We start from the raw sequence: 25,727 nt of genomic DNA, 5'->3' as shown, positions 1-25,727 counted from the left end.
ATCATAAACTTCTTTTGACTTTTTTAACATTTTCGTATACCCCCATTCATCTCAACAAATGAAATTTATTATTGTTTCATTTTCTATTCAAACCCAAGCTTTTCTGTATTTTTAAATAATTATAGCATATTTTGTAAAGAATGCATTGTTCAATTTTTAAAGAACATTTTTTTAATTTACTTCGTCAAATCTACAAATTGCGTAGAAAAAACACCTAAGATAATTAAATCCTAAGCGCTTTTAAAAATATTAATTACTTTTCTTTTTCCTAATATAATCTTAAATTATTTATTAAAACCGATGTTCAAAATTAAAAGAAGTTACCTTTTTATAAACATATGAATATAAGAAGATAAGAAGTTGTCTTCTTAAAAAATATTTCAATTCATTAATCTATATCGTAACATTAGCAATTACATTTTTAGTAACTATTTTTATAACATTATTAAGAGTAAAAATAAAAATACCCTTATAGCTACAAAATCAAAATTATAGCTATAAGGATATTTTCTTGTACATCCTATGTTAAGGTTAAACCATAGTAAAATAGCCATTCTCTAAAATAAATATTATTTACTTTATTTCATTATTTATAAATTTAAAATCACAATATTTTTCGTTGTACCCTAATGTTTGTGTTCTCTCAAAACTTATCTTTTTTATATGACTATAGCATTCAATATCACCTTTGCAAAAAATTTGACACATTTCAGGACAATTCATCTCTATGCAAGTATCATTCCATATACATTTTTTCATAATAAACACCATTGAATTATTATCGTTTTGTACAATTGTACTTTCCCAATTATCACTTTTTAATGACTCACTAAAATTCATACGGAAAATTTCAAAAAAATGCTCGTTTTTTTCCATCTTTTGAAGATTCAATATAACTTTCTGTAAATCTAGCAAAAATCCTTTCTCTACAATTTGCAAAGCTAATCTCTTATATTGAAGAATATCTTGCAGAACTTTGTAAAGTGCTATTCTAGGAAGAATACTATTCTTTAGAGTTTCTAACTGTTCTTTACTTTTTCCTGTACTACTTAGTTTTATAAGTCTTTTAAGTTTCTCTTGCTGATGTTTGTATATTTTTTCTCCTTGTTCTTGTCCAAATTCATTAATTAAAAAACATTTCACATTTTTCACCCTCTAAATTGATTCGCGTTAATATTTTATATAATTACAATTATTAATCAATTATATAATATTTAGGATATACCAAATTATTTAATTCTCAGTTAACTTATACACTTTCTCAAAATTACATACAAAAAATACCTTAAATTCATCTTTGAATAATACAACTTTTTAATATGTTACTTATTTTTATTAATTTATAACGAAAGAATATTGCTAAATAAATAATTAATACCCTAACTGTTTTCCTACAATAATTACTTTTATCCTGTCTTTAATAAACTGTCCTCTAATTATTGTAAAATCATTACATATTCTATTAGGACTTTTACAATCTACACAATACCCTAAAGTAGTACATGGAGTATTTTTCCCTAATCTTTTTGCATCAATTGGAGCAGCGTAACTTCTAACTCTTTTTTCTGCTTCTTCTATATTTTTAACAATCTTATTTATACCAGTTACTAAAATAACCTGTTTAGGTCCATAAATCATTGGTGCAACTCTACTTCCATTCCCATCAATATTATAAAGTTCTCCATCTTCAGTTAATGCATTTGTACTACACATAAAAGTATCAGAAGAAAAGTTTTGTATATAGATTTGTTTTTTCTCTTCACTTGTAATGCCTTCTCTGTACTTATCTAAAAAAGTGTAATTTCCTTTACGCAGAAAATCTATAGTACCTGTTTCAAAGAGTGACATCGAATCACCTACACCAACTACAGAATTTTCATCTATAAGTTCTTTTAAAAGTCCTTTTAATTCAACATCATCCTTAACGAAAAAACCTGCAATATTGCGTTTTCTTAAATTATTTATAGTCCTCTGGATTTGTTGTTCTAAATACCACAAAACATTATTATCCATTCAAATGTATATCCTTTCCGCAAATATAGTTCAAATTTTATTTTTAGATACTAATTATCATACTTCATAATATCTAATTTATGAATCAATTATAGCATATTCTGTAAATATCCGATTATTCAAATTTTAAAGAACATTTTTGTCCATCATTTTTACAAATTACATATAAAAAACACCTAAGCTAATTAAATCCCAAGTGTTTCTAAAAATATTAATCACTTTCTTTTTTCCTAAGATAATCTTAAATTCTTTATCAAAATTGGTATTCAAAATTAAAAGAAGTTATCTTTTTATCAACATATGAATATAAGAAGATAAGAAGTTGTCTTCTCTAAAAATATTTCAATTCATTAATATTTCTTGTAACATTACTAGTTACATTCTTAGGAACTATTTTTATAACATTATTAAGCGTTAAAAATAGAAACATCCTTCTAGCTACAAAATCAACGTTATAGCTATAAGGATATTTTATTGTACATCTCATGTTAAGGTTAAATCATGGTAAAATAGAATGTTTAGTATTATTAATTAACTTATTGTTGTCTTGGTATGACCTTCATCACAATGATAAGTCCCCATTAATCACCCTAAATAATAAGCCACTCTTATCATTCTCATAATTCTACTTGATTTAGAAATATCTTTGTTTGTTATCTTCTTTTACAATTCTTTTAATATCTGTGATATTTATTTTAGCCTATGTTAATGAATAGTGTTGATAATATAGTATATAATAATGGAACCCCTTTTTAAGAGTTCTATTATTTCATAATTTAAGAATGAAACAAAGTAAACTAACTCAATAGTTGTAATTTGATGAGCTTCGCATTATGACATTTTGTTTGTGATAATATTACAAGTTATATTTTTGTTGATTTTTATACTTTTTATCATATTTCCAAACCCAAAAAACTGACAACAACAATACTATAATAGCTGGTATAAATGTTAATAATCCTATCCACCCAAATGCTCCACCACATACGACAATACCTAAAAAAATAAATAATAAATAAAATGTAAAAACAAGGATAGGAAAAACAAATTTATTAAGTCCTGTAATTTTAAAGTAATAAAACAAATAAACGGCAACAAAGTAAATCAAAATAGCAGGTGCAATTACGCTTAATGCTTGCAGTACCTGCCAATTTGTGGGACCTACTGCCTTACTTTCATAGCCACCAATATTATTTAAAGCTGGCAAAACACTTTTAAAATATAAACATATAACATTATGTTAATTAATATAAATCCTCCAAAACCAAATAATTTTCTTTTCATCATTTCACCTTTCTTATCACTAATTCTATTTTAATATTGCATTATAATAATATGAAAATATTCTTTTACCTTGTTATAAATGTATGACAGTATGAAGAATAATTGTTCTGCATATTAACAATAGATTGAGAACAAAAAAATATTACAAATTCAATTCATATTTTAAATAATTAAATATCATTTTATAAATTTTTATTATATTCATAAACAATCTGCTCATTTATATCTTTAGTTATAATCGATATACTTTTAGGATAATTATTTATTCCATTTTGCTAGTTCTTCTAAAGAATATTTTTTATTACATTTTGTACAATAATAAAAAACTGTAACTTCATATGCTTTATCACATGATGGACCTGTAATAATACCATTAAATTTTTTCATTCCAATATATTTTTTACTTGTTACTTTTTTCATTTTGGTTCCACATATATTACAAATTTTTCTTTTAAATAAAAAATATTTTAATTCATTAAATCCAAATGACCATTGTTTTATATCTCCCAATCTTGCTCCCCCTTAATCTGTTAATCCTACTGGTACTTAAAGTCCAATTAAAATTACAGAATCTTTTGCTTTAACTTTAAGTTTACCTTGATCTATTCCTGATTCAATCTTTGCACCAAATGTCCATATAGTCATTCTTCTAAAAATAATTAAATATTAAATTTACCCTCTAGGTGCATACATAATCACAATAACACCAATAAGTGCTATAAACCCGCCAATTAAATCAAATTTATCAGGTGTTACATTATCAATTTTCCATCCCCATAAAATCGATAAAACAATAAATATGCCTCCATAGGCTGCATATACCTTACCGAAATTAGCATTTGAAGGTTGCAATGTTGGAATTATTCCATATAAAATTAATACTATTGCTCCAATAATTCCATACCAAAAGCTTTTTCCATCACGAACCATATCCAAACAAGATATCCACCACCAATTTCAAATATTCCAGCTAATATAAAATAAAATATTGATTTTATAATCTCCATGTATGTCCTCCTATGTAAAATATAAGTTTTGTTTTATCACAATATATTACTATATTTAATGCTTATTTACCCTGGCTAAAGTATGGATTATCTCTCAACAGTTTTTTCAATTTGGGATTAGCCTCATCAATATATTCTTCATCGTGATTAAACATAGTACAATAGAATCCGTCTGCTTTAGACAGTTTTGAAAAGACAGATAACTTTGTAAGAGCATCTGCGGCCTTCGCAATAGTAGTCAACACCTTTTCTTCTTCTTTATCATCTAATGGTATATCTACCAAATTACTACTGGCAAAATCCTCATACTCCCAATCGGCAGGAGAATCCTTGTCCACACAATCACAAGTATCAGCAGATAGTGAAAGGTATCCATGACCAGGATAGCACATGAAAGCCATTAACGTAATTTTCTTATCTGCATTTTGTTCCGTAAAATCTGAAACAGCTTTTTCCATTTCATTCAAAAGCCTTTGTTCTAACTTTTTATAGTTAATTTTATCAGTAGTGTAAACCACTTCTGTGCCACCACTGTTCCAACTTCTAATAATTTTTTGCAGAATACCATTCGGTTTATAAAAGAAATTAAAATCAATTCCTATCTCAGTTGTGTCCCCTTTTGTTTTGGATGCAATCTTCATAAGGCAGGCATTTTCATAATAATATTCCTTGTATGCCTCACTCTTATCACTACAAAAATAAACTTCTGTAGGACCATTCTCTCCTAATAAGTAAACTGTAACATTATAGAGCATATCGGCATCCCAATACATTGTTTCTACCCTATCCTCGTGATAAAAATACATAGTTGTATAGTGAAAATGTCCCAAAAACTCACTCATTTCCTCTACGAGAATAATACGTCCTTGCTCGTCAAAGGAATATCGGTAACAATTATTCTTACATATTGGCTCAGCAATCTTTTTTCCTTTTACCTTATATCCATGCAGCTCATTTTCATATGGAAGTACATTATATAATACACCTTTGCTGATAACGGTACTCACACATTTTAACTGGATATCTGCCATTATTTTTGAGAAATTCTTTTTTGCGGCTTTATATTTCATTTTAACATAATTTACCATTTTATCATTCATCGAATTGATCCCTCCTTGTACATTTATATAAATTCACCTGATGTTATTTTTAGAGCAATCTCTAAACGATAAACTACACATACTCATTATATATTATTTTGAGTTGCCAACCTATCTACAAAGGAAAGATTTTCTTGAATAAATGTACTTTCTGGGTATTTTTGTAATTTCTCTTTTGCATAGTCATATGGACTGAGTTTTGTTTTTTCTAATCCAAGTGTAACGGCTCGTACAGGAGTTTTTTTGAAATCTACTCCTGCTCTAAACAATAATTTAATTATGTCCATGCGGCTTCCTCGATTATTCAGTGCCAAAATATTATGATATAAAGACCTTTCTATGCCTTTACAGTTAGTGTACATTTCTTCTAAATTCGCACCATTTTCTAAAAGACATCTTACTGCATCAACAGAATTATAGATAATTGCCCAACAGAGTGCTTTATTCATACTACTGCTATCAATACCATTTGATAGCAAAAAAGAAATCGCCTCTCTATTATTAAAGCTCGCTGCACTTTCTAGTAGAGTTTCTTTATCTCTTGCCGTAGCATTTATAAGGCATCCTTTGCTCAAAAGGTATTCTGCAAAACTTTTATTCCATGAATAGCAAATTAACTGATTTAATGCATTTCTGTTTTGACATCCTTTTCTATGCAAGCAAGCATGGCATTGTTTCCTAAAAAATCTCCTTGCTCTAAATCTGCTCCTGCTGCCAATAAAAGATCAACAGCTTGTGTGTTGTGGTTTTGTGCTGCCACATGAAGGGCAGTGCCAGTTTCCTGTATACTTTTCTTTAACTGTGATGGTTTTACATCTACAAGTTTTTCCTTTATAAGCTTAATATCATTTATCCAACAAGCATAAAGTAAAGAATTATCATTTTCCATATACATAACTCCTTTAAATATTTTATAACTTTCTCGTAGTTCATCCCTTGTAAACAGTTTATATTAAAATAATCATAATCTATATAATATGAACTAAACCTCATTGAGTATTTAAAATAATACTTTTAATTAATTTTTATCCCCCTAGCTTATATGATATAGTGGTTATATTTACTTACAAATATGATCAAATTATAACATGTTTATTTAGAATTTTCCTTTATTTGATTTTAATAAATCATTATATAAAAACATCATAGTAATAATAAAACTTGCTATTACTATGGTTATAAACAAAATATTATTAGATATTAATCCCTTTATAATAGGGATTGCTACAAGAAAATAAACTGCAATTAATGGATATAATAACTTCTTGAACACCTGTGTTTTGATAGCTTCCAATATGGTAATAGCAAATAGCAATACAGTAGATATTATTAATATCATAGTTGGTATCTTAATATTAATTAGCAACATAAAAAATTCAATTATAGAAACAATAAATAAAATAATTGTTAGATCCCTTGTAAATACCTTTTGTTTCACAACACCATCTCCCATCATAAATCATTATTATGTATATGATAAGACATAAAAATTATATGACTAGTGTTTATTTTATGACCATATTTTAAAACAGTGTTGATATTGTAGTATAAGGGCGAACTGGCATTGGAATTTGCTTTTTAGAACTCTTAATGAAGATTTGTACAATTAATTGCTTGTCCGCAATCTTTGAGTGGGAGCATGCATTAATTGGACTAAGCTTTATTTTAGAGTTCTTAAAGTAAATTCCTCTGTCCATGAGCTTTATATTACAATATCAACATTCACTTAAAATATAGCCAATTTTATTTATTGTGTTTTTAATGTTACTTGAATGATTTCTGGTCTATTAAAAATTCTTGTTGGGAAAATACTGTTACCTAGTCCTCTGCTTACAAACATTGTAGATAAATCTTTGTTGTAACCTTCACTTGTATAATTAGGAAATATTCCTTGATCTGGAGCAATCACTCCCCCTATACCAGGAATTCTAAATTGTCCACCATGTGCATGTCCTGTAAAAATTAAGTCCATATTATTTTGAACATACAAATCAAAAAGTTCAGGCCTATGAGAAAGTAAGATTTTAAAATTTTTATCAGTTGACCACATATTTAATTGTTCTTCCATTTTACTTATATCTGTACCCTCCCTATAGCTAGATGTAAGAAAATCTGGATCAGATAAACCAAATAAATGTATTGAACTACTACCCTTTGAAAGTTTAAATGATTTATCATCAAGAATATAAACACCCATATCTATCAATTTTTCTTTTATCAAAGGAAATTTTCCAGACCAAGCTTCATGATTACCTGAAACATAATATACAGGAGCAATTTCTACGGCACCTGAAATAAACTTTATAGCAGTGTCTAAATCATATTTACTTAATAAAAAAAGTCTAACCTATAATATCAATTGATATATGGTTAGACAATATTTGCTCATTCCTTATTATTTATAGTTACTTGAGCAAATTATTCAGCTGGTTTAGTCACATTAACTACACCATGAGGATGTTGAGGTGGTGCATATATAGCGTATACTTTAAGTGGTTTATTACCTGTATTTATAATATTGTGCCACATACCAGCAGGTATGATGATTGCAAAGTCATCATGGGCATTTGCTTGAAAATCTAATCTTTCTTTGCTTCTTCCCATTTTAACAAGTCCTTCTCCTTCTTCAATACGTATAAACTGATCAGTGTTTGGATGAACCTCTAAACCAATGTCATCACCAACATTGATACTCATCAAAGTAACTTGAAAATGTTCCCCTGTCCATAAACCAGTACGAAAATTATTGTTTTGCTTGGTAGCTTTATCAATATTAATTACTAAAGGTTGTGGACCATAATCTTTCAATACCATTTGGTTACTGCTCATTTCTAATTGTGAGGAATCAAATCTTAAGTTACACTCTGTGTCATCAAAAAGTGTAGTATATGGAACAGCCTTAAAATAAGGATTATTATAATCACAATTATCATTATATATATGGTATGGGGTATCTGAATAATAATCCCATGGATACATTCTAGAATTATTCATCTTGTTTCTTCCTTTATATTAGTTCAAAATTATCATATGTTTTAAGTTTTGCAAATGTGCTATATTAACTATAAATAATTCGTATTTTCAACACCATTCTTTTAATATGCTTTTTTTATTATATGTTGCCAATTCCATGGTAATAGATAACTTTTAACATGTTCAAATTTCTTAATTTCTACTGTTCCAAAAGCTCCTGTTTTTATGTACTGTTTAAACAATATTTAACTCTTTCAAAATAAAAAAATCCAAAGTAAAAATTTACATTTCTACTTTGGACAATATTTTGGTGGCTCACCCGGGAATCGAACCCGGGACACCATGATTAAAAGTCATGTGCTCTACCGACTGAGCTAGTGAACCAAAATGGTGCGTTTTAAGGGATTCGAACCCCTGGCCCACGCCTTAGAAGGGCGTTGCTCTATCCAGCTGAGCTAAAAACGCATAATTTAAAATATTCATCTTATAATCAAGTTTTAAACTTTAATACTTAAGTTATTCAGGAATTAAATCCCTTGCAACTTGACTGCTTGTTTATTATAGGATACATAATATAAATTGTCAACACTATTTTTACAATTTAGCTATAAATCTTCTAAGATAGTATAAATTTAGATATTTATTTCATATTTAATCATAAGTAATTCAGTAAAAAAATCAATAAATTTTAATTATATTTTAATATAATGCTATGTTTTAATATATTTTATAATAAATTTTACTCATGTAATTCTAATGGTAATCCATCTGGATCAGAGAAGAATGTCATTTTCTTATTAGTAAATTCATCTATTCTTATAGGCTCTGTTTCTATTCCTTTTTCATTTAATTCACTTATTATCTCCTCTATGCATTCCACTTTAAATGCTAAATGTCTTAAGCCACAGGCCTCTGGCCCTGATACTCTTTTAGGACTATTATGCATTCCAAATATCTCAAGTTCACAATCTCCAAGCTTTAAATCTAACTTATAATCTCCTCTATCAGGTCTATAATTTTCCCTGATTATATTAAAGCCCAACTTATTTACATAAAAATCTTTAGATTTTTCATAATCCGATACTATTATTGCTATATGGTGAATTGTATTTAAGTTCATGTTTTTGTCATCTCCTTTTACTATCCATTGTATATATATTATACTATTATAACAACTACATTTTGAACAAAGATTAGATATAAACAATGTAAATAGTAAAGAAGCTATCTAAAATATTATAGATAGCTTCTTTACTATTTTAACAATTTATTTTTTCTAAAATCACTTCATTGACTCGATAATGCTGTTAGAAAGATCATCCATGGAATTCGTATCATCTTCTTTCATAGCTGAGTTCAATGACATCTCATTATCTAAAATAGTCATTTCTTTCATCTCATCCAAAAGTTTATGCATCAACTTACCAGATTGAGGAGCCCATGATCCATTTTCTATGAGAGCAAAGGTACGTTTTTGAAGATTCAATGCTTTCATATCCATTATATAACTCAACATAGGAGGATAAATGTTTAAATTGTATGTTACACAGGCAAGAACTACATGACTATATTTGAATGTCTCAGAAATTAAATGTGAAACGTGAGTTTTGGAAACGTCATACATAACTACATTTGTCATTCCCTTTTCCACTAGTCTTGTTGCTAAATCATTAGCAGCAGCCTCTGTATTACCATACATTGTTCCATAAACAATCATGACACCTTTTTCTTCTGGCTCATAACGACTCCACTTATCATACTTGTCTAGTAAGTACGCAAAATCATTACGCCATACTGGTCCATGCAACGGACAAATAATTTTTATGTCAAGACCGCCAGCTTTTTTTAGCAGTGCCTGAACATGAGCACCATACTTTCCTACAATGTTTGTATAGTATCTTCTAGCTTCATCAATCCAATCACGGTCAAAGTTAACCTCATCATTAAACAGCTTACCATCCAGAGCTCCAAAAGATCCAAAAGCATCAGCAGAAAATAATGCCCCATTAGTTGTATCATATGTTACCATAGCTTCTGGCCAATGCACCATTGGAGCAGCTACAAACATAACGTCATGTTTTCCAAATGACATTTTATTTCCTTCTTTGACTTCTATTACTTTGCCATCGATATCAAAACCAAACTGACGCATAAACATAGAAGCTTTTTCTGTGCATACAATCTTTACATCTGGATAACGAAGCATAATTTCTTCAATGCATGCTGCATGATCTGGTTCCACGTGATTGATTACCATATAATCTAAAGGCCTATCGCCTAAAACCGCTTTAATATTCTCAAGAAACTGACGACAAATTGACCAATCCACCGTATCAAAGAGTACAGTCTTCTCATCTAAAAGTAGATAAGAATTATAGGAAACACCCCGTGAAATTGGATGAATATTTTCAAAAAGAGCAAGGCGACGATCATTGCCACCGACCCAATAAAGATCTTCTGTTATTTTTCTAACACAATACATTAATTTAATCCTCCTTTACACTAAATACATTTTTTTCTGTTTACTTAATTGTGTATATTATACTTCTATAAACATATTTTTTTCTTCACCACAAGCAGGGCAAGTCCAATCTTCAGGTACATTTTCAAAAAGTGTTCCTGGAACTACTTCACCTTCAGAATCACCAACGCTAGGATCATATTCGTACCCGCATCCGTTGCAGACATAATGTTTCCAAGTTGGAACAGCTTTCTTTGGAATTGATCTCTTCATCTTTTTCATTGGAGGCGCTTCCTTCTTAGGTTCTCCATTATCTAAAGCTGCAGTAAGTAATGGCAAGATTTCTTTTAAATCTCCAACAATCCCGTAATCTGCATTCTTGAAAATTTTTGCATTAGGATTAATATTTATAGCAACAATTGTCGTAGCATCTTTTATGCCTTTTAAATGTTGACCTGCGCCTGAAATACCGCAAGCAATATAAAGATTTCCCCTGAATTTTTGACCAGACATACCAACATAACGATTTAGTGGTAAATACTTAAGTGTTTCAGCTACTGGACGTGAAGAGCCTATAGCTGCACCTACTTGTGTTGATAAATCTTCTATGAGTTTCATATTTTCTTTTTCCCCTATGCCTAAGCCTGCGCTAACTACTCTTTCAGCCTTACTGATAGGAGTATCTATAGGAATTCCAACTGTAAAATCATAACCTTCTGCTTTAAGAGCTTCCACAAGGTCCTTAACTCTCTCTTCTGGAGTTCCTTTCTTGAAAATCATTTTTTTACGATAACCAGTCTCAGGTTCATGTTGATAAACTTTACCTGGACGCTCTGCCTTTGGCATTTTACCTATTATTTGAGAAGAAATAACAAGACGTTGAATTTCATTGGTTCCTTCATATATTGTACAAATCTTAGCATCTCTGTATGCACGTTCAACTTCCATGCCTTTAAGATAACCACTTCCTCCAAATATTTGAAGTGCATCATTAACAATTTCAAGACAAACGTCAGAAGCGTATTGTTTAGCCATTGCTGCTTCCATAATATAGCTCTCATGATTTCCTTTCAATTCTGCTGCACTGTAAACAAGCAATCTGGCTGCTCTAAGCTTTGTAGCCATGTCCGCCAATTTAAAAGCAATAACCTGTTGCTGACAGATAGGTTTTCCAAATTGTACTCTTTCTTTTGAATACTCCAATGCATGTTCATAAGCGCCTTGTGCAATACCAAGTGCCTGAGCTGCAATACCGATACGACCACCATCCAATGTAGACATAGCAATCTTAAAGCCTTCGCCCTCTTTACCAAGCAAATTTTCTTTAGGAACTTTTACATCGTTGAAAATCAGTTCTGCAGTAGCAGAAGAGCGAATACCCATCTTGTCGTAATGTTTACCAAAACTAAATCCTTCCCAGCCCTTCTCTACAATGAATGCACTGATACCGCGAATACCTATATTAGGTGTAGTAATTGCAAAAACCACATAAATATCAGCCTTACCTGCATTAGTTATGAATATCTTTTCTCCATTTAAAATATAATAATCGCCTTCTAAGACAGCAGTAGTCTCTGTACCTCCAGCATCACTACCAGCATTTTCCTCTGTGAGACCGAAAGCACCAATTTTTTCTCCTTTAGCTAAAGAAACTAAATACTTCTTTTTTTGTTCTTCTGTCCCATAGGCAGCAATTGGATATGAACCCAAAGATGTATGAGCAGAAAGAATTACACCTGTACCACCATCCACTCTTGATAATTCCTCAACAGCAATTGCATAACTGATTACATCCAGACCTGCTCCTCCATACTTTTTCGAATATGGTATCCCCATCATTCCCATATCAGCTAACTTATGAATGGCTTCTTCTGGGAATTTATTTTCCTGATCTAACATAAATGCAATAGGTTTAACTTCTTCTTCAGCAAACTCTCTTATTTTTGTCCTCAAATTTTCATGTTGTACCATAGTCTTAAAAAACATATATTTCCCTCCTTTTAATCAATACATTATCATAAATCCTCTTCCATAAAATCTGTAAAACCACAATCTTGAGCTTCTATAAGCAAAATTTCTTAAACTCAGATAACTCATCTACTTCTTTTTTGTTTTTACAAGCCATTAAATAATATATTGTATATTATTACATATTGTGAAATATATTTATTTAATGTATATATTTACTTTATAAATCTATTATATTACTTAAAATCATTTATTACAACCCTATTTTTATCTTTTAATAATAATTATTATTTATATTTTCTTGAGTAAATCCAAAGTATTCATCATATATATATACACTCTTAATTTCTTTATATTAATAAATGTACTTTATAGACTGGATACTAAAAAAGCACTACACTAAACATAAATTTAGTGCAGTGCTTGCATTGGGTAAACTTACATAAAAGAGCTAATCCTTTTGTTATTTTTCCGTTCTAGGAAGACCTCTTGTAGGTTTATGCAGTTTTTCTCCTGTTTCCATATTGCTATCTGATGATTTATTATCATTCCTATTTTTATTAAATTTATTTTTTAACATTTTTCTCACCTCAATTTCAGTTTTTCCTTCTTATAAAATTTATATTCAACAATCTATCTTAGATTAAATTTAATGTACAATTTAAATAGAGAGCAATTATAAAGTTATATATTTTACTTTAACACCATCAATATCAAGCAACTCATTTTTAAGTATTTTTATTTTATCTAAATCAGAATCAATATGTAAAATTATCAATCCTTGCTCAGAACAATAATGATTGATATATTCAATTTTATTACTTAACTATGATATAATAAATCTAACGTATTGGAGGTGTATTTTATGAATGTTTATGATACATTCAGCTATAAATCAGCTTGCTCCTTGCAAGGACTACAACAAAGTAAGCTATGCTTTGTATGGAGCCTAAGCTGTTAATTTAGCTGAAATGCTCATATATCTTAGGTTCTGTAACACATAGCTTTTTTAGTATTCTTTGCTTTAATACTATGATAAATATTAAGGAGTAAAGAAATGAAATATGCAAAAGCACACGATGTGTTACCAGAAGAAATCGTTAAAATAATACAAGAATATATAGACGGAAAATATCTTTATGTACCTAGAAAAAATGAAAATCATAAAGCCTGGGGAGAAAAGAGTGGTATAAAGAGTAGTCTTAAGCTTAGAAATAATGAAATTTATAAAAAATACCTTAATGGGACTACTATTAATGAACTAACTCAAGAATATTATCTGTCTGAAAAAAGTATAAGAAGAATAATAGGTGAAGAAAAGCGTATTTGCTCATAATTATTACAGAATCATTTATTAGATTGAGTTCCTATTTTAAATAGTGTTATGATTTCATTGTGGCGATCCACTGAAAGTTATCATTTCTAATTTAAAATATGATTCTTAAGTAAAATTATTGTGAGTATGTAATGTATTTTAAATTTCGATGATTATTGTTACTTTCAGTTGGAGTAATAATAATCATCTTTTTTATTTAAGCCAAAATAAACTTTAAAGTAATGACTTATTTAATTAAATAAATAATAAAAATAACAGAAAAGAGGTGCTGAATTTTATGAAAGCCTTTATAAAAAGATATGAATATAATTATATAAAAAAATGTTTATTCGATTTAAATAATACTTTCAGAAATTGTGTAGATCCTAATATCGTTGAAACAAACAAAGCATATATACAGGGAAAGATATTACGTCTTTTTACAGATTTATCTGAGGAAGAAGAAAAGCTACTTGATATCAGTAAAATAACTGATCCATTATACATTGAACAGTATTCAAATAAGCTGAAAGAATATGTATATGAAATGCCAAATATAACAAATGCACAAATTAGTAAATTGTTTAGAAAAGAAAAGAAATTAAAAGTACCAGACTTAACTGAGCATGATTCAACGAATGTTTATTTAGGTTGGGTTGATGAATCAATTAGAAAATTATTTATAGCTTATAATATGAATGGTAAACTTATAGGTATGTCATGTAGACTTCAAAATTATGCTTCTAACAACACTCACATATGTGCCCTTTGCAATCATATAGGTCGTGAAAATGAAGTAGCTTTTGTTTCACCTATATGTAAAACAGATAACGCTAGTAAAGGTGCTTATAAATCCATAGGATTTGATATATGTTTAAATAGCGATAAGTGTAATGAAAGAATTACATCTATTGAAAAACTAGAGAAAATCTTAAAGACTGTTAACAATATAAAAGATTGATGACTTGCACTTGCGTACATTATGTAAAAGTGAAGAATAAAGAAATAAATTATAAACTAGACTTTTAAGCCTAAAGTACCTTAAATGATACTTTAGGCTATTTTCTGTAACTTCTTTAAATTTTATCTAAAAATATCTATAACATTTTTTGAATTTCCAAACATTTTTCTAACTTCAGCAGCTGATAAAAAGACTCTTTTATAACTTTCATCAAATAAAGATTTCAATTTTTTAATATTATAATTAGTTGTATCTGTTAAAGATTGATTTCTTCCAATATTTTTCCCTTGAGCTTTAGAATAAAAAACATCCTCAAAATCTTTATATGAATATTTTAAAAATTGATCATATAATGTTTCTTCTGTTTTTATATTATTCATAATACTCCTCCAAAATTTTATTAAATATATTATATCTCACAATATACAAAATTTAAACATCACAATTTCTTTGTATATATTATCTTCCCCTCATTGTCTATATGATTTATTAATTTCTTATTTGAAATTGAAGAATATTGTATAACATCAAAAAAATAAGGTAGTGGATAAACTTCATTTATTTAATATATTCCACAAAATTCTATTCTTTAACTTTTATCACACAATCTTTTCTATAAAATGAAATACCATACTTAATTATGTTTTCATATCCTTCTTCTTTAAGTTCTTCTTCGTAATTTTTTGCATCAATTTGTGCTAATGCTTCATCACATTTCTTAAAAATATCTTTAGGTTTATCACATACTTTAAGTTCTAATATAACGCATGGCTCAAATATTGAAAGTGATTTTATAAATATATCACTTCTGCCATCTCCAGCTTCTCTGTTAGACTTTACTAAAAAGTCATGCATATTAGCTAAAACGCCAAGAGTAAATCCATGATAGAAATTTTCATAAGCATCATTAAAACTTATAGTTTGTCTAAGCATTACATTTAATTCTTTTTGGAAGGTTTCAACATCTTTATTAAATATAGCACTATACATTATAGATAAATCTTTTACTTTAACCTTATCGTGAAACCACTTTAATATCTTGTTTTTAAAAATATATTTAACTTCTTTATTAGGTATTTTAAGAGTTATATAGTGATTATCCTCTTCATCCATTCTTTCTCCAACTTTTTTAAAATAGCCAGTAAAGAACATAAAGTTCCAAAGATTTTCCATACTATCATACATTTCATCATAAGTTATATCTTTATGAACTCTTTTTTCTATAGTTTTTCCTTCAATCAAAAGCTCAATTTCTTTTTTTGTTACACTATCTGCTTTTTCAATTAAACTCTTAACAATACTATTAGAACTCGTATTTGCCCAATACGATGTTGGTATTACATTTGGATTTATCCTTAAATCCTTTATAAAGCGTACTGCACTCCAAGGATTATAAACTTTAGCATCGCCAAAAATATAACCATTATACCAATCTTTTATTAATATTTCTTTATCTATTAAATTGTAATCTTCAAGCATTTTATCTATTTCTTTTTGAGTAAATCCAAAATACTCATCATATGACTTATTTAAAATTGATATTATTTCTAAATTGTTAAGTCCTGTAAATATACTTTCTCTACTAATTCTTAAACAACCTGTTATTACAGAAAACTCTAAAGAAGAATTTGTTTTTAAAGCTGATTCAAAAAGTGATCTTATAAATTTTATCATTTTATCATAAAATCCTTCAAAAAATGCATTTTCAAGAGGCACATCGTATTCATCAATAAGTATTATTACTTTTTTGTTATGATATTTTTCTAAGCATTGAGATAAAAACTTCAATGAAGTTATATAAAGTCCGTCTTCATCATCACCTTTTACAATTCTCAAATATTGTTCCTTTTCATTATTTAATTTGTCACTTTTTAAAATATATTCATGTCTTCTAAATTCGTTAGTTATTTCTTCTTTCATGCATTTAAATGCAAGTTCAAAATTAGGTTGTTTTGCAGATTTTAAAGAAAGATTAATTACAGGATACTGTCCCATATGAGAAATATACTCTTCTCCTGCTTTTATTATATTTAGATTTTCAAAAAGATAAGCATTATCTTCTTCCCTCTTTTCAAAATAATATTGAAGCATACTCATATTTAAAGTTTTTCCGAATCTTCTTGGTCTTGTAAATAAATTTACTGATGCCTTATTATCTAATAAATCCTTTATTAATAATGTTTTATCTATATAGTAATAACCTCTAGTTATTAACATTTCAAAATTATCTACTCCTATTGGTAGTGGCTTTAAATTCATAACAAACCTCCATTTTTTAACTTATACATTATAGTAATCAATTGTATTATCTCTATTATATCCAAAAATATCTTATTGTTAAACCTAAAACCATAGAATGTGTTATGTCACAATATTAAAAAATCAAACACCTTAAATATCTCCTCTTTAAAACTGCACTAAAAATGCTAATAAAACTTAAACTTAATTAAGCTCTATTAGCATTTTTCTTAATCTATAAGTAAATTCAAACCTTATTATTGTTTCTTCTGATTTATCCCACCAAATATTATTTTCATCTAGTAAATTACACCTTGCAAATTAAAACTTTTAGTCTAAAACTATTTCTATATCTTTTAATTACATAAATGTTAATTTATACTTATTATACCAACTTATATTCCAATTTCTTTCCTTGCACAAAATTAATAATTCTTCCTCATCATTAATTCCTTTTTGGGATATTATATTATGAATTTCTTTATTCACTATTAACCCATTATCTATTTTGTCCGATATATCTTTGAAAAGAGCATAACTTCTAATATGAGAAAACTCTGATGTCTTTTCAATTAATTCTTCACCTGTTAATTCATCATTTTTTATTCTATATTTTCTAATTCTTTTCTTTTTTAATTTTTTTACATCACCTTGTAATTGATTTTGATATACAGCTCTCATATTTTGAGCAGTATCACAATCCCTTATAGCATTAAATATCATTTCTGAATATTTAAGATACTGTTTTTTAGTCCCTACTCCTGTTTCTTGTATAAACTTGTCTATTATTTTTTTTATTTCATAACCAACAACATAAATCTTTCCACCTATATTTTGCTTTGATTTATCTTCTATTTCATTAGATATAATATATTTAGCATTAGCCTTATTAGTTCTTAATATATCAGCAAGTCTAGTAGACTCTATCCAAATTACTCCATGACTATCAAAATATGTTGTTTGATTATAGGCATTTAGAATTCTAGTTACATGCGTTTTATTAGTATTAGATAATGGATCTGGTCTTTTAAAAATAATATCCTTTAAAGATTTTTCAAAAGGCACTAATGCATTTTCATTATTCATAGGCTGTCATCTCTTCATATAATTGATTCAACTTGCTTATTGCTTTATTAGCTCCTTTTACATTACATATATCAGGATGTATCTTCTTTGCAATATTATCTCTCCATTTTTTTGCTAATTTTTTATTACTATATTGTGTTTTCGTTATATTTAATGCTTTTGCTCTTTTTACTCCATCTATTTCTAAAAGGTAAAATATTAATCTCGCTTGCTCTGATTTAAAAAAAGTTTCGCTGCTTTCTTCCCTTTCATCTTTTTCTACTTTGTTCACATCCATATTTAACTTTTTAATGACCTCTTTAAATATACTAATCTTATCTATAATTCCTTTCCAACTTCCACTTGTTATTCTAAACATTTCTATTACGTTTTTATCACTAGAATTATATTGTAAAAGCAACTGTCTACAATCCTTTTTTATTGCCTTTCTTAATTTATCTAATGATCCATACTTTTCTTTTAATATTTTCTCTTTTGTTTCACAGTTTAACCATTCCATAACTAATCTCCTAAATATTATTTCATTTATATATACTAATATTTATATTATTCTATAATCATTTTTCTTTTAACTTATTAATATTAAATAATAAATATGAAGATTAGTATTATATGCTATGCATAAATCAGACTTAAAATCATTATACAAAGAGCTAATTATGGTATAATATGTAATATATTATACCATAAGGGGGTATTAGTAATATGAATAATAATGAAAAAATTTATAGCTATATTGAAAATAAAATGATTGATCCTAATGATAAATCTATAAAGTTTAATCCTAAAAAGCATTCATCATTTACTGTTGGAGATTTACTTAAAAGAATTGTTGCTATTTTATGTATGATATTTGTTGTATATAATATTTTTGCTTATAAAAATAAACATACTTCTATTAATGTAACAAAAGACTTTATTAATGATACTTCAAATCTAATATCTACTTCAAATACTATTCTTAATAAAATAGTAAATGAATACAATAATAATAATTTTTCAACTTCATATAAACAAGAATTAAATAATTATCTATCTGATTTAGACAAGCTTAATATAGGTACTTACTCTGATTCTAAGTTTAATTTACTAAAATCAAACATATCTAATATTTCAAATGAAACTAAAGACTGTATACATTTAATCTTGAACTCAAATTGTGCAGATACTTACACTTCTAATTCTATAAACTCAAAGTTAAGCTCTATAAGAAATAATATAAATTTAAATAGAGAACTATTAACTAAGTTTTTTGATGAAAATAACCAAATACATTATCAATTACCTAACTAAATATTTAACTTTACGTAATAATCTGCTAAAATGCTAATAAAACTTAATCAAGCTCTATTAGCATTTTTCTTAATTTATTAGGTACTTCTTTATTAAATGCAAATTCATAAAATATATTTTTCTTTTTTAATGAATCAATATCAATAACATGACTTATATTTAATGATTCGATTAAAATATTTTTATATTTATTTATCTCTAAAATAGCTTTTGGGGTTCGTATCTCTGCATCTATTCTTAGTTTTTCCATTTTTTCTTGATCAATCCACTTATTTTTTTGTTCAGTAATTTTTGAATTCAATTCCATATACGATTGTGCTAATATTTTCTTGCTTAATCCTAATTTCTTATTATATGAAATCGTTTTTTATACTTAATTAATTTGTAATACTGATGTTTAACAAACTTCATATATCTCAAAATTTTATATTCGCAAATTTCTTATTAATAAAGTACTCTTCTGTAAGTAAATCATCTCTAACAGAGTTAGTAAATCTAATATGATTTTTATAACTTTCACTTTTATCTTTTCTTATCCAAAAGATATCTAAAAAACACATTCCCTTTGCTGCCAAAAACACTTCCCATTCATCCCAATATTCTAAATTATAGTATTCTAAATAACAATCTAAATTCATTCTATTGTATGGTATTATTCTATCAACTATAAATTCTCGTATTACTTCACTTGGAACTTTTCTAATTTTTCTAGTAAATAGTCCATAAAATTCAGCAGGATACAAACTGAGATCCTCAATCTCTTCATTTTTCTTAAAACTATATTCATCACATACTAAATCATAAGATAGATTTCCTAAATAATGTTCTTCATTCATTAATTCTACAGTTTCTAATTTTGATTTTGGAATAAGCATCTCTTCGCCTCCTCAATTCTATGTTTAAGTAATTCTAATATAGAAGATTTGCTTTTTCCATCACCTCTACCTGACTTAACTAAATATTTCTGCCCATCTACAATTTTTATATATTTTGTATATACCCCAAGAGAAGAACTATTTATAAAATTTCTTATATTGCTCTCTTCCATATCGTAACTCCTTAAATTTTTATTTGATCAACTTTACAATAATCAATTGTATTATCTCTATTATATCCAAAAGCTTCTTATTGTTAAACCTAAAACCATGTAATGCACTATGTCACAATATTAAAAAATCAAACGACTTAACTATCTCCCATTTAAAAATAGGTTAATCACTCTGTTCTAATGGCTCACCTATATCTTATTCCCCAAAAATAGTTCTTAAATATTCTAAAACTTTTCTTTTGATGTGTGATAAACAAACAATACTTACCTCAAGAATAAATTAAAAATGCTAATAAAACTTAAAACTAGTTTAGCTTTAATTTCTCCTCATCTGTAGAACAAGTAGACAGTTTTAATTCATAGTAAAGTTAATAATCTTTCCCATTTCAATTCAAACCCAATGACTATATTTCACCATAAATAAAGACTAGAAATCTTGCTGAATTCTAGTCTTTGTTTATATAATTAAATTAACTTATTGATGTATTCTAGATAATGATATAGCATTAGCAATAGAATGTCGTAATGTTTTTATTTGTGATTGATTACTAAATCCCCTAAATGCCATAAACTCTTCTAACTTTTTCCCATCTAGTTCAAAAAATAACTTTCCAATTGAATTATTTAAAAATGCTGTTGTAATATTATTAATGTTTTTAAAATCAATATAAAACTTTTTTTCTTCACTTAAACATCTTGTTATAAATGGTAAAATTTCCTTATAAACCAAATCACCTTGAGTAGGTGTTTCAGCATCGTTAGAGGATATAATTTTGTATAAATTTATTTCATTTTCCATTTATTCAATCCTCCTTTAAGTCTTCTCTGATATTTAATATTATATTTCTTAATAACAAACAATGCAAGTTAATAGCCTTTTCAAACATATTCTCTAACTCATTACTTTTATCTATTATCATATCATTATATGAAATTAACATATAGTTCATGCTAAATAATATATCCAAATCAACTTTTGATATTAACTCTACATTATTTAAAATAGAATTTATTATTTCTAATGACTTTTTAGGTTCATAGTATTCTTTATTAAACTTTTCTTCAAACATAACTGGTGCTGATAATAAAAATCTTTCATACAAGTTTTTATCATATACATATGTTACATCATTTATTTTTTCTTTATCATAATTTGTAAATATACATATATTTTTATATACCATATTAACCAATGATTCATTTTGTTTAACATTTTCATCATAATATGCTTTAGTAGATGTATACATTACACCATCAAACTGCTCATACTTTAAAATTTGTGCAAGCATTTGTGGTAAAACATATTCTTCACAAAAACTTGTATTTTTCAGTTCACTTCTTCTTTGAAAACTGCAACAAGAGGATAAAATCATTAAAAATAATGTCTTTCTAAAGTCATAATTCTCCTCTATATTGTTTTCAATCATATTATTTGCAACTGCTATAGATGTATCATCATTATTATCTTTTACATACCTATAAAATAAATTACTATTATTAAATATTTTCATATTAAATTTATTTTTAAATCTAAACGAAGATATCCTTAAATTCTCAATTTTTTCAAGTTCTCTATAAACACAGTAAGGACTAGTTGCTAAATATAGTAATGGCTGCCCAACCAATGAATACCTTTGATTTCCAATAAAAAATCTTTTATTAAATGGTATATGAAACATATCCCAATGTGAAATAAATTCTTTACTGTCCCTTCCTCTGAATAATATTAAATTATCAATATTTTCATCAAACTCTAAAATTCCATAATCTTTTAATGTATTTTTAAATTCTGATATAGACTCTGATACTTCTGCATTTATCCAAAGAACATATATATTCAAAAGTCTTTTAATAAAAGTCTCTATTTCTGTAATATTAATATTATTCATTGCTTCCATAATAAGTTTATTTCTACTATTATTATGATGTTCACATAAATTATTTTTATTTTCTTGAAATTCAGTTAAAAATGAATTTTTATATCTATACAATGTATGTTCAAATCTATCACTTCTCATCTGAGCACTTTTTCTTAATCTATATTGAAAAGTTTCTTGTAAAAAACAAATAATACACATATCATAATTCCTCCTTTAATAAATCATATATATTAAATTCATTATTATAATTAAATTCATCATTTACTTCTATATCTTTTATTGGTACCTTTACAGTAACTACTGTTCCTGGAAATTCACAATTTAATTCCTTAACTTTATATGGTAATTGTTTATCTCCATCCGCTCTATAAAATCCTTTACCAGAAACTATAATTATCTTTCCTTTACAATCTTTTATTAAATCTAATAATAAATATAATCCTAGCCCTCCAGGCCCTTCACATTTTGTTTCTCTAGTTGTATTAGATTTCTGCATAGCCCAATTTATATATTCACTTTCATTAATATAATTTAACTCTATACTACTTTTAATATTTTGAGAAAACGTCAATCCATTATTAGCAATAGAAAAAATCAAATAATTATCACTCTTATAATATGCACCACTTGAAAATATCTCTTTATCTCCAAATCTATTTTTACTTATTCTGTATCTTGCATGCATTTTTACATTAACAAATATCTCCATTAAACGACTTATTAACAACCCTATTGTCTCTGAAGATTTAATTTCTCTTAATTGTGAAAGTATATACTCTCTAAAACTATTATTGTCATCTCCATTAAAATTCATATAACTAATATAGTTTTGTGGTATTTCATTATTTAAGTATTCATTGGTAGATAAAAATCCATTTTCTATTAAAAGACTCTTCATCTGTTTTGAAAGATTTCTAAAAAATATTTTATTTTTATTGCTTTTTATCTTTGTTAATATTAAGCCCAAAGGTGCCATCATATTAGGTTCTATTACTTTAGTTCCTTTAAAATCCAAATAAATAATCTTATTTGTTTTACTTTTATAAGTTGACCATATTAAACTTATAAAATTATAAACACCTTCAGAATTAATAATTTTTCGTGGCATTTCATAATCATAACTCTTTTCCATGTCTCTCCTTATTGTATTCTTCAATGTATTTTCATATTTAACAAATTGTCACTATATAATTAAATAAGTCCTTATTTAATTATAACATTAATATTGTATTTATCTAATTCAAATTATTTACATATAAAAAATAAGTAGTATATTAAAATTAAATAAAAGTCTTAACTAAATTAATAATTAAGACTTTTACTAAATTTATGTTTTATTCTTTACTTAATATCTCTTTTAATAACTCTAAAGCACTTTCATCCTCTTCACAATTTGTTCCAAGTTCACCTCTAAATGCCTTTGCAAGTATTGATTTCTTTATTAGTTCTATTTGACCTTCTAATTCAGTAAGTTGTTCAATTTTAGATTCATCTTCTAAAAGCTTATCCAGAATTCGTACTATTTCTTTTTGTTCTTCTAAAGATGGTAATGGAATTAATATTTCTTTGATCCTTGTTAAAGCAAGTTTACCAAGCGTTGCAGATAAAACATTATCCTTAATCAAATACTGTCCTGTTAAAGAGCTTAACCATTTCATTAAAAAAGTCTTATCAATAACTTCTTTATTAATATTACATATTTTCGCTGCATTTTCTGTTAAATTAGCTCCTGATAATTTATCCGGAATAACTCCCACATCTCCAATACATGCACCTACAATAGTTATATATACATCACTAGAAGTTATAATATAATTTTTAATTCTTCTTTGAACCTCTTCAGTTAAATATTGAATATCCTCCTCTAATACAGATTGATCTTTCAAATTGCCAGCTCTTAAATATGGATATCCAGTGTTATCTATAACTAGCTTTTCTCCTTTTGGTAATCTTTTTCCACCTTTTACGTCAGCAATATCTCTTACTCTACAAAAACTCCATTTGCACTTAACTTCTTTTACATACTTGTCTTCTACTTCATCAAATTCTATATTAAAGTCAAAGATTGCTTCTACTTTTTTAAAGCCTTTAGTCAATTCTCCCCTAAAAGCCTTCTCCAATATAGCTGACTTCCTCTTATCAAATCCCTCTCTAGACTCTTCTATTAATTCCTTTGCCTTATCTAGCTTTTTAAAAAGACTTTCTATTCTATCAACAATTCTTTGCTGTTCTTTTAATGGTGGAATAGGAACTATTAATGATCCTAGTTTTTGTGCATTCACACCTGGTTGAGCAATACCCTTTTTTTCTTCCATTATTTGTTTCCAATATAAATCACTATACATATAATAACTTATAAATTTATTATATATACTATTACTTATTTTCATTCTTATTAAATACGAAGCAAATACCGCATCAACTTCATCACTTATTATATAATTTTTTCCTGTAGTTGCTCCAGTTCTTGCTATAACAATATCGCCTTTATCTAATTTATACTTTGTATAATCTTTTTTTGAAATAGGACAGTATGGCACTGAATCCCAATCAACTTCATTTTCTTGTATATCTGTAATACGTAAAAAATGAGGACCTAGTTTTTCTATAGATGCCTTTTCAGTATATCCATATTGAACCTTATTGCATACTGCTCCTAATTTACTACACACCCAATTCCTAGGTACTTCATAAGAAACATCCGTAACAATAGCCTCTTCAATCTTTTCTTCTAGTGTCATTTTCTTCTTAGCCATTACTTTTCCTCACTTGTATTTCCATTTTATATACCAATGAAATAGAGCAAAATGGCAGTCCATACCTATATTTTAAATTAACCATTTCTCCTTACTCCAATCCATGCTCTTTCTTCTATATTCAAATTTTCATGTTTAGTATGATATACATACATTTCCCTAGTTTTATCCTTCTTGTGCCTTTCTGCATATTCTCTTAACGCAGTTTTTCCATCACTATAATAATTAATAACAGATAAATCCTCAACAATCCTGTTTCCATTCTCAGAATGTGATTTCAATGCTTCAAATAATATCCAAGTATCTTTATATAGTACTCTTACTTCACTCCATTTCATACTTAA

At 27.1% G+C, this 25,727-nt stretch carries 28 protein-coding genes, 2 tRNA genes and 2 pseudogenes; 3 read left to right on the top strand and 29 right to left on the bottom strand.

The window, feature by feature from the left end:
* Positions 1-573 precede the first annotated feature (573 nt).
* From NG901_RS13690 to NG901_RS13615, 17 genes and pseudogenes are all read right to left on the bottom strand, one after another.
* The gene (locus tag NG901_RS13690) at positions 574-1,143 is read right to left on the bottom strand and encodes an L-2-amino-thiazoline-4-carboxylic acid hydrolase (RefSeq protein WP_252215649.1); all 570 of its coding nucleotides are present in this window, start codon (positions 1,141-1,143) and stop codon (positions 574-576) included.
* Between the two features lie 228 nt (positions 1,144-1,371).
* Entirely contained in the window at positions 1,372-2,013 is a 642-nt protein-coding gene (locus tag NG901_RS13685) for a lactate utilization protein (protein WP_252215646.1), read from the bottom strand.
* A gap of 856 nt (positions 2,014-2,869) precedes the next feature.
* Positions 2,870-3,220 carry a SoxR reducing system RseC family protein gene (locus tag NG901_RS13680; RefSeq protein WP_252215643.1) on the bottom strand — a complete coding sequence of 117 codons (351 nt, stop codon included), beginning with the start codon at positions 3,218-3,220 and terminating at the stop codon, positions 2,870-2,872.
* Positions 3,221-3,555: 335 nt separating this feature from the next.
* Positions 3,556-3,807, bottom strand: coding sequence for a hypothetical protein (locus NG901_RS13675; protein ID WP_252215640.1), 252 nt, complete (start codon positions 3,805-3,807; stop codon positions 3,556-3,558).
* A gap of 162 nt (positions 3,808-3,969) precedes the next feature.
* A pseudogene (locus tag NG901_RS13670) lies at positions 3,970-4,304 on the bottom strand (YnfA family protein).
* A 62-nt stretch (positions 4,305-4,366) separates the two neighbouring features.
* Positions 4,367-5,404 carry a hypothetical protein gene (locus tag NG901_RS13665; RefSeq protein WP_252215637.1) on the bottom strand — a complete coding sequence of 346 codons (1,038 nt, stop codon included), beginning with the start codon at positions 5,402-5,404 and terminating at the stop codon, positions 4,367-4,369.
* A gap of 86 nt (positions 5,405-5,490) precedes the next feature.
* Positions 5,491-6,063, bottom strand: coding sequence for an ankyrin repeat domain-containing protein (locus tag NG901_RS13660; protein WP_286675208.1), 573 nt, complete (start codon positions 6,061-6,063; stop codon positions 5,491-5,493).
* Positions 6,027-6,299, bottom strand: coding sequence for an ankyrin repeat domain-containing protein (locus NG901_RS13655; RefSeq protein ID WP_252215634.1), 273 nt, complete (start codon positions 6,297-6,299; stop codon positions 6,027-6,029). The genes NG901_RS13660 and NG901_RS13655 overlap by 37 nt, the downstream gene beginning before the upstream one ends.
* A gap of 201 nt (positions 6,300-6,500) precedes the next feature.
* A complete protein-coding gene (locus NG901_RS13650; protein ID WP_252215633.1) occupies positions 6,501-6,842 on the bottom strand; it encodes a hypothetical protein in 342 nt (113 codons plus the stop codon).
* 309 nt (positions 6,843-7,151) lie between these two features.
* Positions 7,152-7,682: a metallophosphoesterase gene (locus NG901_RS13645; protein ID WP_353847560.1), complete on the bottom strand. Its 531-nt coding sequence runs from the start codon at positions 7,680-7,682 to the stop codon at positions 7,152-7,154.
* Positions 7,683-7,822: 140 nt separating this feature from the next.
* A complete protein-coding gene (locus tag NG901_RS13640; protein ID WP_252215631.1) occupies positions 7,823-8,398 on the bottom strand; it encodes a cupin domain-containing protein in 576 nt (191 codons plus the stop codon).
* Positions 8,399-8,499: 101 nt separating this feature from the next.
* Positions 8,500-8,604 (bottom strand): annotated as a pseudogene (locus NG901_RS17315) (DUF3888 domain-containing protein); the annotation flags it as partial.
* A gap of 81 nt (positions 8,605-8,685) precedes the next feature.
* A tRNA-Lys gene (locus NG901_RS13635) sits at positions 8,686-8,761 on the bottom strand.
* A gap of 4 nt (positions 8,762-8,765) precedes the next feature.
* A tRNA-Arg gene (locus NG901_RS13630) sits at positions 8,766-8,842 on the bottom strand.
* Between the two features lie 274 nt (positions 8,843-9,116).
* Positions 9,117-9,497, bottom strand: a complete 381-nt coding sequence (gene gloA2, locus NG901_RS13625; protein ID WP_252215629.1) for an SMU1112c/YaeR family gloxylase I-like metalloprotein — start codon at positions 9,495-9,497, stop codon at positions 9,117-9,119.
* Positions 9,498-9,659: 162 nt separating this feature from the next.
* The gene (locus NG901_RS13620; protein ID WP_252215628.1) at positions 9,660-10,859 is read right to left on the bottom strand and encodes an FprA family A-type flavoprotein; all 1,200 of its coding nucleotides are present in this window, start codon (positions 10,857-10,859) and stop codon (positions 9,660-9,662) included.
* Positions 10,860-10,916: 57 nt separating this feature from the next.
* A complete protein-coding gene (locus NG901_RS13615; protein ID WP_252215626.1) occupies positions 10,917-12,824 on the bottom strand; it encodes an acyl-CoA dehydrogenase family protein in 1,908 nt (635 codons plus the stop codon).
* A gap of 1,039 nt (positions 12,825-13,863) precedes the next feature.
* Between NG901_RS13615 and NG901_RS13610 the strand changes: the two genes are divergently transcribed.
* Entirely contained in the window at positions 13,864-14,142 is a 279-nt protein-coding gene (locus NG901_RS13610) for a CD3324 family protein (protein ID WP_252215623.1), read from the top strand.
* A 277-nt stretch (positions 14,143-14,419) separates the two neighbouring features.
* A complete protein-coding gene (locus NG901_RS13605; RefSeq protein WP_252215621.1) occupies positions 14,420-15,082 on the top strand; it encodes a FusB/FusC family EF-G-binding protein in 663 nt (220 codons plus the stop codon).
* Positions 15,083-15,204: 122 nt separating this feature from the next.
* On the opposite strand, the gene NG901_RS13600 is transcribed toward NG901_RS13605, so the two are convergent.
* From NG901_RS13600 to NG901_RS13585, 4 genes are all read right to left on the bottom strand, one after another.
* The gene (locus tag NG901_RS13600; RefSeq protein WP_252215619.1) at positions 15,205-15,462 is read right to left on the bottom strand and encodes a hypothetical protein; all 258 of its coding nucleotides are present in this window, start codon (positions 15,460-15,462) and stop codon (positions 15,205-15,207) included.
* A 202-nt stretch (positions 15,463-15,664) separates the two neighbouring features.
* Positions 15,665-17,341 (bottom strand): AAA family ATPase, encoded by a 1,677-nt coding sequence (locus tag NG901_RS13595; protein ID WP_252215618.1) that lies wholly within the window; start codon positions 17,339-17,341, stop codon positions 15,665-15,667.
* A 339-nt stretch (positions 17,342-17,680) separates the two neighbouring features.
* Positions 17,681-18,406 (bottom strand): hypothetical protein, encoded by a 726-nt coding sequence (locus tag NG901_RS13590; RefSeq protein WP_252215616.1) that lies wholly within the window; start codon positions 18,404-18,406, stop codon positions 17,681-17,683.
* Positions 18,399-18,905: a hypothetical protein gene (locus NG901_RS13585; RefSeq protein WP_252215614.1), complete on the bottom strand. Its 507-nt coding sequence runs from the start codon at positions 18,903-18,905 to the stop codon at positions 18,399-18,401. Before NG901_RS13585 ends, NG901_RS13590 begins: the two co-directional genes overlap by 8 nt.
* 206 nt (positions 18,906-19,111) lie before the next feature.
* Between NG901_RS13585 and NG901_RS13580 the strand changes: the two genes are divergently transcribed.
* Entirely contained in the window at positions 19,112-19,699 is a 588-nt protein-coding gene (locus NG901_RS13580) for an RNA-dependent RNA polymerase (RefSeq protein WP_252215613.1), read from the top strand.
* A gap of 43 nt (positions 19,700-19,742) precedes the next feature.
* Here NG901_RS13580 and NG901_RS13575 read toward each other — a convergent pair whose 3' ends face one another.
* From NG901_RS13575 to NG901_RS13540, 8 genes are all read right to left on the bottom strand, one after another.
* Positions 19,743-20,006 (bottom strand): hypothetical protein, encoded by a 264-nt coding sequence (locus tag NG901_RS13575; protein WP_252215611.1) that lies wholly within the window; start codon positions 20,004-20,006, stop codon positions 19,743-19,745.
* 109 nt (positions 20,007-20,115) lie between these two features.
* Positions 20,116-20,574 (bottom strand): hypothetical protein, encoded by a 459-nt coding sequence (locus NG901_RS13570; protein WP_252215609.1) that lies wholly within the window; start codon positions 20,572-20,574, stop codon positions 20,116-20,118.
* Positions 20,550-20,747, bottom strand: coding sequence for a hypothetical protein (locus NG901_RS13565; protein ID WP_061313560.1), 198 nt, complete (start codon positions 20,745-20,747; stop codon positions 20,550-20,552). The genes NG901_RS13570 and NG901_RS13565 overlap by 25 nt, the downstream gene beginning before the upstream one ends.
* 475 nt (positions 20,748-21,222) lie before the next feature.
* On the bottom strand, positions 21,223-21,546 hold the full coding sequence (locus tag NG901_RS13560; protein WP_252215606.1) for an STAS-like domain-containing protein: 324 nt from the start codon (positions 21,544-21,546) through the stop codon (positions 21,223-21,225).
* 4 nt (positions 21,547-21,550) lie between these two features.
* Complete coding sequence (locus tag NG901_RS13555; protein WP_252215604.1) at positions 21,551-22,825, bottom strand: hypothetical protein; 1,275 nt, start codon at positions 22,823-22,825, stop codon at positions 21,551-21,553.
* Position 22,826: 1 nt separating this feature from the next.
* The gene (locus tag NG901_RS13550) at positions 22,827-23,759 is read right to left on the bottom strand and encodes a hypothetical protein (RefSeq protein WP_252215602.1); all 933 of its coding nucleotides are present in this window, start codon (positions 23,757-23,759) and stop codon (positions 22,827-22,829) included.
* Positions 23,760-23,961: 202 nt separating this feature from the next.
* Entirely contained in the window at positions 23,962-25,383 is a 1,422-nt protein-coding gene (locus NG901_RS13545) for a restriction endonuclease subunit S (RefSeq protein ID WP_252215599.1), read from the bottom strand.
* Between the two features lie 77 nt (positions 25,384-25,460).
* The gene (locus NG901_RS13540) at positions 25,461-25,721 is read right to left on the bottom strand and encodes a hypothetical protein (protein ID WP_017825885.1); all 261 of its coding nucleotides are present in this window, start codon (positions 25,719-25,721) and stop codon (positions 25,461-25,463) included.
* Positions 25,722-25,727: the final 6 nt, after the last annotated feature.

The sequence above is a fragment of the Clostridium sp. CMCC3677 genome, assembly GCF_023845585.1.
Classification (GTDB): domain Bacteria; phylum Bacillota; class Clostridia; order Clostridiales; family Clostridiaceae; genus Clostridium; species Clostridium aquiflavi.
The sequence above is the reverse complement of the archived record's forward strand: the minus strand, read 5'-3'. Positions and strand labels throughout refer to the sequence as shown.